Annotated in this window: 5 protein-coding genes; 3 read left to right on the forward strand and 2 right to left on the reverse strand. The window is 63.7% G+C overall.

The genetic code is table 11. From position 1 onward, the window contains the following. Positions 1–24 precede the first annotated feature (24 nt). Positions 25–2,169, reverse strand: a complete 2,145-nt coding sequence (locus ABD819_RS11075) for a hypothetical protein (RefSeq protein ID WP_345124158.1) — start codon at positions 2,167–2,169, stop codon at positions 25–27. 141 nt (positions 2,170–2,310) lie between these two features. Between ABD819_RS11075 and ABD819_RS11080 the strand changes: the two genes are divergently transcribed. Next, on the forward strand, positions 2,311–4,392 hold the full coding sequence (locus ABD819_RS11080; RefSeq protein ID WP_345124160.1) for an OmpA family protein: 2,082 nt from the start codon (positions 2,311–2,313) through the stop codon (positions 4,390–4,392). Positions 4,393–4,483: 91 nt separating this feature from the next. Here ABD819_RS11080 and proS read toward each other — a convergent pair whose 3' ends face one another. Next, positions 4,484–5,959, reverse strand: a complete 1,476-nt coding sequence (gene proS / locus ABD819_RS11085) for a proline--tRNA ligase (RefSeq protein WP_345124162.1) — start codon at positions 5,957–5,959, stop codon at positions 4,484–4,486. 308 nt (positions 5,960–6,267) lie between these two features. Here proS and ABD819_RS11090 point away from each other — a divergent pair, with 308 nt between their 5' ends. Both ABD819_RS11090 and ABD819_RS11095 read left to right on the forward strand, forming a co-directional pair. Next, positions 6,268–7,818, forward strand: coding sequence for a hypothetical protein (locus ABD819_RS11090; protein ID WP_345124164.1), 1,551 nt, complete (start codon positions 6,268–6,270; stop codon positions 7,816–7,818). A gap of 78 nt (positions 7,819–7,896) precedes the next feature. Then, positions 7,897–9,513, forward strand: a complete 1,617-nt coding sequence (locus ABD819_RS11095) for an OmpP1/FadL family transporter (protein ID WP_345124166.1) — start codon at positions 7,897–7,899, stop codon at positions 9,511–9,513. Positions 9,514–9,657 lie beyond the last annotated feature (144 nt).

Here is a 9,657-nt window from a genome sequence, read left to right on the forward strand (position 1 = left end):
AAATGAAATTTCGCGGTACACGTTCTAACGCCTTCCTACGCGCCACTCGGCTGCCAGCTCGAAATACGGCAGCAGCCGCTGCGTCTCCCGCGCCAAATCCAGGGCCGAGTAGCTGGTGCCGACATAGGCCCCCTTACCCGGCTGGTAGGTGGAGAACGTGCGCATCCATTGCAGCCACACGCTGGCCGTGAGGTGGAAACCAGCCGTGGTGTGGCGCTCCACGGCCACTTCGGGGCCGTGCTGGCGGGTGATGTTGTGCAGGTAAATGAGGTTGGATGAAGGCCCGGTGGGGTTATCGAGCAGCAGGGCGGCGCGGCCGTAGTTGCGCTGCTCCAGCAGGCGGTAGCCCAGGCGCAGGCTGGTGCTGCCCCTGGGCCCGGCCCAGGCCTGCCGCGCCCCCACGGCAAAGTCGTGCGTCACGCTGGTATCGAGCGGGCTCTCCCGGAAACGGGCCCAGTTGAGCTGGCCCACGCGGTTTTCGCGGCGCACATAGTCGGCCAGCAGCAGCAGCCGGGGCCGCAGCTGGTAGCTGATGCTCTGGGTTTGCTCCAGCACGCGGCTGGCGCGGTTGCGGGCCTGCTCGGCGGCCTGGTCGCGCACCTGGTAGCTCACCCAGAGGTGGTAGTTGGAGCGCACGCTCAGCTTGCCGGGGGCCCAGGTGAAGCCCGGCTCCCAGTGCAGCAGGTGGTCGATGTAGTTCTCGGCGCTCAGCCCCGCCCGGATGAACACCGTCTGGCGGTACTCGCCGGCCACCCCCAGCGTGGTGCGGAAGCCCCCGGCCCAGCGGCCCGTCCAGGTCAGGCGCAGCAGCTGCTGGGCCTCGTCGCGGGTTTGCTGGTTGTCTTTGCTGGGGGCATCCACGCGCAGCAGCTGGGCCGTGCCCACCAGGCCCAGCGCGTGCCGGGGCGTGGGCAGCCAGGTGAGGGTGCCCTGCCACTGCGTGGTTTGCTCGGTGATGTCCTTCACCTGCTCGCGGGCCAGGACGGTGGCCAGGCGCGGCGCGTTCAGGCGGCGCGTGTTGTCCAGGTAGTAAGCTCGGGTGCGTTCGCGGTAGGCAAAGCTGAGGGTAGTCTGAAGGCGGGGCCGGGCGAAGCGCAGCTCCTGGCGGGTATCGAGCTCGCGCTGGCGGTAGCCCACGTCCTGCAAGGTATCGGCCCCATCCGTCAGCCGGCGGTAGCGAAAGGCCCGGGTGGGCAGCAGCAGGCTGTTATCGGAGCGCAGCGAGGCAAACTCATTCACGCGGTACGAAGCCCCCGCCTGCACCGCCACCGTATCGGACTGAATGCGCTGCACCGAGCCCAGCAGGTAGTCCTCGGCGCGATTGGTGCGGTAGCCCAGCCGGCCCTGCACCGTGAGCGGCGCGTTGGGCAGAAAGGCCTGCTCGCCGGCCGCCTCGGCCACCAGGCGCTGCATGGTGCGCGGCCCCAGGCTGGCGCGGGTGCCCAGCACGCGCACGGCCAGCGGCGCGGCCGTGGGGCCGTTCAGGAAGTACAGCGCCGCCGCATCGAAGCCGTAGGCGAAGCCGGCATCCTGGCGGCCGTTGCGCTGGTCGGTGGCCAGGCCGCCCAGCACCGTGAGCTGCATCTGGGACAGCGAATCGGTGGGGCTGGCGGCGCGCAGGCGGCGGCGGTAGCCCAGGCGGCCCAGCCACAGGCCGGTGCGGGTGGCATTGGCGCGGCTCTGGTCGTAGTGCAACTGCTGGCCCAGCTGCCAGTGGTCGGCCGCATCCAGGGTGAATACCTGCGCCACGTCGGCCCCGTAGTCTTCGCGTACGAAGGGCGGCGTGCCGCGCGAGTCGTATATCATATCGGTGCCCACGCGATAGCGCAGCTGCTGGCGCGGCCCCAGGCGCAGGTAGCCGCGGGCCCCGCTGGTTTGCACGAAGGTGCTCACGCCCACGCGGCGGGCGCGGGCCACTAGCAGTAGCGCGGTATCGGCCCCGGCCGGCCGCAGCCGGCTGAACACCGGCCCGAACGGCGTGGCCCCCACCAGCACTTGCGCCCGCCCCGCAACTGGCCGCAACAAGCAGCCCAGCAGTAATAAAATTCCCGCCCCGGCGGCACGCCAGCGCCGGGCCCGGCCCCGCGCCGCTCCCTCGCTCAGACACACCGAAAACCACTGAATTACCACGTGCGGCAGGCCCGCGAAATCTCCGTTCGCGGCACCCAACCGGGAAGGTACTACACGCGCCGGAGAGGGCTGGGAAATAGTTTTTGAGTAGGTTAGCTGTAAATACTGCCGCCTGGGCTTGCCGCTGTGCCCGCGCACGGCGAGGGCGTGCCCCGGCGGTGGCGATTTCCTACTATCGTTATGATGATTAATCCAATCAACTCCTCCCGCCGGGCCCTCCCGCCCCTCGCCCTGCTGCTGCTGGCCGGGGCCCCGGCCCTGGGCCAGCACGTGCAATGGGCGGCCCGCCTGGTAGCGGTTTCGTCCCAGAAATCCGAAGGCAAGGAGCCCTTCTCCCCTTCGCAGGTGCTGAGTACGCCCAATGCCCTGCCGCTGGGCCAAATCAGCAACGATGCCTGGATTCCGCGCAAGGAAGGGCCCAATGAGTTTATTGAGGTGCGCTTTGCCCGCTCGGTGGCGGCCCAGCAGGTAACGGTGGTTGAGAACTTCAACCCCGGCTCCATCACCAAAATTGAGCTGGTGGACACCAAAGGCGTGCACCACGAAGTGTATTCCAACGACAAGCCCGGCCCGCTGCCCGAAGCCTACCGCACCCTGGAAGTGAAGTTTCCGGCCGCCGAATACCGCACCCTGGGCGTGGTGGTGCGCATGAACACGGCCAAGGTGGAAGGCGTGAACCAGATTGACGCCATCGGCATCTCCGATGTGCCGGCCACGATGGTGAAGCAGGCCTTCACCGAAGAGAAGGGGCCGGAAGCCGTGAAGTCGAGCCAGTTCGACTCCTCGCTCGTGAACCTGGGCCCGAACGTGAACACGCGCTACGTGGAAACCCACCCCGTGATTTCGCCCAACGGCCGCACCCTGTACTTCGCCCGCGAAAGCAACCCCGGCAACGTGGGCGGCGGCCGCGACCCCCAGGACGTGTGGTACTCGACCCTGCTTAGCGGCAAAAACAAAACCTGGAGCCTGGCCAAAAACGTGGGTGCCCCGGTGAACACCCCCGACGACCCCAACGGCATCGCCTCGGTATCGGCCAACGGCCAGCAGGCCATCGTCATCAATATCTACAACCCCGACGGCACCATCGACCCGCTGGGCTGCAGCATCACCAAGCGCACCCGCATGGGCTGGACGCCGCCCAAAAAAGTGGACATTAAGGACTTCATCAACCTGGACAAGGAACACGTCGACTTCTTCCTGGCGACCTCGGGCCGGGCCCTGCTCATGGCCGTGGAGCGACCCGACGGCCTGGGCGGCCAGGACATCTTCGTGAGCTTCCCCTCGCCCATGGAAACCAACGTGTGGACCAAACCCAAAAGCCTGGGCCCGAACGTGAACACGGCCAAAGCCGACTTCGCCCCCTTCCTGGCGGCCGATGAAAAGACGCTGTACTTTGCCAGCGAGGGCCGCGGCGGCTACGGCAAGTCGGACATTTTCTACTCCAAGCGCCTCGACGATACGTGGACCAACTGGAGCCCGCCCCGCAACCTGGGCCCGGTGGTGAACTCGCCCGACTTCGACGCCTACTACACCATTTCGGCCGCCGGCCAGGATGCCTACCTCGTGTCGTCGCGCAATGGCACCGAGGGCTCGCGGGACATTTTCCGCATCTCGCTGGCCCCCGCCTTCCAACCGGAGGTGGTGACGCTGGTGACCGGCCGCGTGCTCGACGTGAACACCGGCAAGCCCATCCGGGCCATTATTCACTACGAAAACCTGCTGACGGGTGAGGAAATCGGCGTGACCGAAACCGACCCGTCCGATGGCTCCTACACCATCGTGCTGCCCAGCGGCGTACAATATGGCTACCGCGCCGAAGCCAAAGGCTACCTGGCCGAAAACGCCAACCTCGACGTGGCGGCCAAAGACAAGTACAGCGAGCAGAAGCAGGACCTGTACCTGGCCCCCTTCGCCGTGGGCCAGACCGTGAAGATGAACAACATCTTCTTCCCCCAGAGCAAGTATTACCTCAACACCAGCTCCTACCCCGAGCTGGCCCGCCTCATTCGCATTCTGAAGGAATACCCTTCGGTTGAAATCAAGATTGCCGGCCACACCGACAACCAGGGCGACCCCGCCCTCAACCTCAAGCTGAGCCAGGACCGGGTGAACGAGGTGAAGAAATACCTCAGCAGCCACGGCATCAACGGCGACCGCATCACCACCGAGGGCTTCGGCGGCACCAAGCCCGTGGCCAGCAACGACCTGGAAGAAACCCGAGCCAAAAACCGTCGGGTAGAATTCACGATTACGAAGAAGTAGCAGTAGCACAGACGAATAAAAGAACGTCATGCTGAGCTGCGCTCAGCATGACGTTCTTTTTTACTGCTTAGACTAACCGTTTCAAGGTTAATTAATACGCCCTTGCAAAGTAGGCCCGGCGGGTGCTGGGCTTGCCGGTCACCATGCAGGTGCCGTCTTCGTCGGGCTCATTCAGGGCCAGGCAGCGCACGGTGGCCTTGGTTTCGTCCTTGATGCGCTCCTCGGTTTCGGAGGTGCCGTCGTAATGTGCCAGCACAAAGCCGGCTTCGTTATCGAGCACCCGCTTGAACTCGTCGTAGCTGTCGACACGCGTGGTGTGGGTGGCCCGGAACTGCTTGGCCTTCTCGTACATGTCGTGCTGAATATCGGTCAGCAGCTGGTCTACGCTGGCCACGATGTCGGCCAGAGGCAGGCTCATTTTGGCTTTGGTGTCGCGGCGGGCCACCTCCACGGTACCGTTATCGAGGTCGCGGGCCCCGATGGCCAGGCGCACGGGCACGCCCTTCATTTCCCACTCGGCAAACTTGAAGCCGGGGCGCTCGGTGTCGCGGGCGTCCACTTTCACCGAAATACCTCGGGCAATCAGGCCCATCTGAATGGGTTTGATGCGCTCGAGCAGCGCGTCGAGCTCGCCGGTTTTGTAGATGGGCACGATGACCACCTGAATCGGGGCCAGCTTGGGGGGCAGCACCAAGCCCTCATCGTCGGAATGGGCCATCACGAGGGCTCCCATCAGGCGGGTGCTCACGCCCCAGCTGGTGCCCCACACGTACTCGCGCACGCCTTCCTTGTTGGCAAACTGCACGTCGAACGCCTTGGCGAAGTTCTGGCCCAAGAAGTGGCTGGTGCCGGCTTGCAGGGCTTTACCGTCCTGCATCAATGCCTCGATGCAATACGTGTCCTCGGCGCCGGCAAACCGCTCGTTGGGGGTTTTCACGCCCTTCACCACGGGCAGGGCCATGTGCTCCTCGGCAAACTCGGCGTACACGTCGAGCATCTGACGGGTTTCGGCCACGGCTTCTTCGGCGGTGGCGTGGGCGGTGTGGCCCTCCTGCCACAGAAACTCAGCGGTGCGCAGAAACAGGCGGGTCCGCATTTCCCAGCGCACCACGTTGGCCCACTGGTTGATGAGCAGCGGCAGGTCGCGGTAGCTCTGCACCCAATTTTTGTAGGTGCTCCAGATAATGGCCTCCGAAGTGGGGCGCACGATGAGCTCTTCTTCGAGCTTGGCGGTGGGGTCGACGCGCAGCTTACCGGGGCGGTCGGGGTCGGTCTGGAGGCGGTAGTGGGTGACCACGGCGCACTCTTTGGCAAAGCCTTCGGCGTTTTTCTCCTCGGCCTCAAACAGGCTTTTAGGAATAAAAATGGGGAAGTAGGCATTTTCATGGCCGGTGCGCTTGAACATATCGTCCAACTGGCGCTGCATCTTCTCCCAAATGGCGTAGCCGTAGGGTTTGATAACCATGCAGCCGCGCACGGCGGAGTTTTCGGCCAGGCCGGCGCGCTTCACTATCTCATTGTACCAAAGCGAGTAATCTTCTTGGCGGGTAGGCAACTTTTTGCTCATGGGGGGCATCTTAGATGTAATCGGAAAAGTTCCCAATTCTGGTACAAGATTTGACTTAACCAAAGGGCACCGTTTCGGGGTCAAATTACGTTATTAATGCGCGGACCTCGCAGAAGGAGTTACCAGCCTTACCTGCGAGAATGGGCGGGCGGTCATCAGCCTTTTCAGCCAGGCAGCTGTTAAACCTTTGCCCGGTATGTAGACCTAAGCATTTGGCTACTACTATTCTTGCCCCAACGCTTCATCCTGCTTCCATCATTTCCGTCGTTACTTTACCGTAAGCCCCTCCACTCCTCATATAATCAATCATGAAAAAGCTGCTCACCGCTTGTCTGCCTGCCTTGGCCCTGTTTGCGCTGGGCGGTTGCGCGGGCACTTCGGCCCTCACCTCCTCGGAGGACGATGGGGTCTATTATTCCTCCCGGGACCGCACCACGGCCGTTGTGAGCACGGCCCCGACTTCGACCAACGAGGCGGCCAACCCGGACTACAACGGCAATACCAATGCCCCAACGGCTCGCCAGAGCGGTAGTTCGGATGAGTATTACGACGACTCGTATACCTACATGCAGGGCGTGCGGTATACCAGCCCGGGCGTGAGCTACTACACGCCGTACAGCCCATACGCTACGCTCGGCTACGGCGCGGGCAACTTCGGCTGGGACGGTGGGTTCGGCGGGTTTTCGCCCTACGGGGCCGGGTTCTACGACCCTTTCTACAGCCCCTTTTATAGTCCCTATGGGTTTGGATATGGCCCGGGCATCAACATCGGCTTTGGGTTTGGGCGGCCCTGGGGCTTTGGTGGATTTGGCTACGGCCGGCCTTTTGGTGGATACGGTTTCGGCAACGGTTTCGGCAACGGCTTCGGCAATGGTTTCGGCAACGGTTTCGGCAACGGTTTCGGCAACGGATTTTACGACCCGTACTGCTACGGCGGACCTTTCTATGGAGGGTACTATGGCCGGGGCGGCTACTACGGCAATAATTTCTACGGTAATAACCGCAACAATGGCGGCTACTACGGCGACAACAACGGCCGGGGCCGCACCTCGGGCCACCGCAACTACCGGTCTTCGGATGGGCGCTCCCAGTCGGGTGGGCGCACGGCGGGCACTACGTCCGGGGGCTCATCGTCGGGCGGTGGGCGGGTGCGGCCTGATGGCCTGCTGAACCCTGCCACGCCGCAAACCATACCTACTGCAAGCGAAGTCAGGTCGGCCGCTACGGACGGTGGCCGGACCCGGAGCGAGGCCGCTGCCATTATTCCCAACTCCCGGCGGGACCGCACGGATGCCTCTTTCAACCAGCCCCGCAGCATGGATGTGACGGCCCAGCCGCGCTACCGCAACATGGACCAGCAGTCCCGGCAGCAAACCGAGGTAATCTCGGGCCAAAGCGAAGCCGGGCGCGACCAGGTGCTGCGTGAGCAGGCCACCCGCGACGAGCCGCGCAGCCAAGGCAGCCGCTGGCGCAATGCCGACGCGGTGCTCCAGTCTGACCAGATGCAGCCCGCCGCCGCCGAGCCGCAGGAGAACCAGCGCAGCCGTCGGGGCAGGTTCTCCCAGGACGCCATGAGCCAGCCCCGCTCCGAAACAGCTCAGCCCATGCCCGAGCAAACCCGCCAACGTTCCTACGACCAGCCCCGGCAGCAGCGGGTGTTTGAGCAGCCCCAGCAGCGGCAGCAGCAACCCGAACGGACGTATGAGCAGCCCCAGCAGCGGCGTTCCGAACGAACGTATGAGCAGCCCCAGCAGCGCAATACCGAACAGCCCCAGCGCTCCTACAGCCAGCCTTCCTACTCCGCTCCTTCGGATGGGGGCGGGGGTGGAGGCGGCCGCAGCCGGGGTCGCAACGACTAAGTCCTCTACCTGATTTTCTTGCAAAAATTTCCCTTAAGCGAGCCGGCCCCACGGCCGGCTCCTTTTCTTCCAACCCCCATGAAAAAACGGATAATCGGCTTTAGCCTGGCCCTCGTAGTGGGGCAGGCCAGCCACGCCTTTGCCCAGGGCCCGAGCGACGCGCTGCGCTATTCCCGCCTCCAGTTTGGGGGCCCTGCCCGCACGCTGGGCATTGCTGGGGCCAACGTGGCCCTCGGGGCCGACTTTGGCAACCTGACTAGCAACCCCGCCGGCCTGGGCCTATTTCAGAAGTCGGAAGTCCATCTCACGCCTGGTATTGGCCTGGGGCAAAGCGACTCGCGACTCGAAGGCAGTTCGGCGGGCGCGCAGAATGCCGCTAAGAACAGCTTCCACATTGCCAGTGCGGGCCTCGTGCTGACCAACCGCCGCCCCGATAGCGACCAGAGCAGCAACTGGCGTGGGGGAACTTTCGCGCTGGGCTTCAGCCGGCTGGCCGACTTCAACGTGGCCACCACCTACAACGGCACCCTCACCGACCGGACAGTGAATGGCCGGGCTTATACAGCCGACGACCAGTCGTATCTGGCCACACTGCGCGGCACGGCGGGCCTGAATTACTACCGCAATATCCGCCAACAAGGCCGGTCAGGGAATTACAATACGGTAGACAACGGCCTCGATGGTTTGGCTTACGGCGCTTACCTGATTAATGTGGACCGGGTGCGCATTCCGGGCGGCACCATCGATGACTCCATTACCAGCATTACCAGCCGCACGCGGCGCGGGCCCATCGGGCAGGAAGAGCGGGTGATTTCGCGGGGCTCGGTGTCGCAGTTCGACCTGGGCTATGGCGGTAGCTACCGCGACCGGCTCTATGTCGGCGTGGGCCTGGGCATTGTGAGCTCAAACTACCGGACGGAATCGAATTTCACGGAAACCGAAAGCGACCCGACTACCCGCATCAACAGCTACCGGCTGCGCGAAGAGCGGCGCGTGAGCGGCTCGGGCATCAACGCCCGGCTGGGCCTTATTTACCGGGCGGCCGATGCCCTGCGCATTGGCGCTTCGATACAAACGCCCACGTTCATGCGCCTGGAGGACACCTATAATGCCTCCTTCACGACTGATTTCAGTGGCTCGGGGACCGATGTGGTGCCCCGCAGCCTACCAGTGGGCGTATCGTCGGTAGAGGCGCAGCCCAATGACTATGCCTACACGCTCACCACGCCTTTCCGGGCTAATGGCGGCGTGGCCTACACACTGGGCAAGCACGGTTTCCTGACCGGCGACGTGGAATATGTGGGCTATGGCCAGGCCCGCCTGAATAACGACGACCAGAATGCTAATGGCGACGACAACCCGTTCACCACCGAAAACAAGGATATTCAAACCAGCTACAAAAGCGCCGTAAACCTGCGGTTTGGGGCCGAGGGTCGATTCGACGTGTTCCGGGTGCGGCTGGGCTACGCCCGCTACGGCGACCCTTACAAGGCCGACACCAACAGCGAGCGGGCGCAGAATTTCTACACGGCCGGGGCCGGCCTGCGCCAGGGCAACTTCTTCATCGATGCCGCTGCCGTGTACACCACCTTCGACCAGCTGAGCACGCCCTATAGCCTCGATGGCCTGGAGCCTACCATCAAAACCAATAATAACCGCTACACCACCAGCCTGACGGCGGGCTTCACGTTCTAGGTTAACAAATGATAAATGTGTCTCGTCCGGCTATATGTTGACAGGAATAAGGCAAGGGCCCTGCTCGGATTTTCCGGCGGGGCTTTTTCCTTGCAAATGGACTTGATTGGGGGTTAAGTAATTCAGGGCCAGGTGGGGCCGTTC

Origin of the sequence: Hymenobacter antarcticus (genome assembly GCF_039539545.1) — a bacterium.
GTDB lineage: Bacteria > Bacteroidota > Bacteroidia > Cytophagales > Hymenobacteraceae > Hymenobacter > Hymenobacter antarcticus.

What these genes read in the sequence shown, in the direction of transcription:
- ABD819_RS11080 (WP_345124160.1), top strand. Translation starts at nt 2,311, where the DNA reads ATGATGATTAATCCAATCAACTCCTCCCGCCGGGCCCTCCCGCCCCTC.
- proS (WP_345124162.1), bottom strand. Translation starts at nt 5,959, where the DNA reads ATGAGCAAAAAGTTGCCTACCCGCCAAGAAGATTACTCGCTTTGGTAC.
- ABD819_RS11090 (WP_345124164.1), top strand. Translation starts at nt 6,268, where the DNA reads ATGAAAAAGCTGCTCACCGCTTGTCTGCCTGCCTTGGCCCTGTTTGCG.
- ABD819_RS11095 (WP_345124166.1), top strand. Translation starts at nt 7,897, where the DNA reads ATGAAAAAACGGATAATCGGCTTTAGCCTGGCCCTCGTAGTGGGGCAG.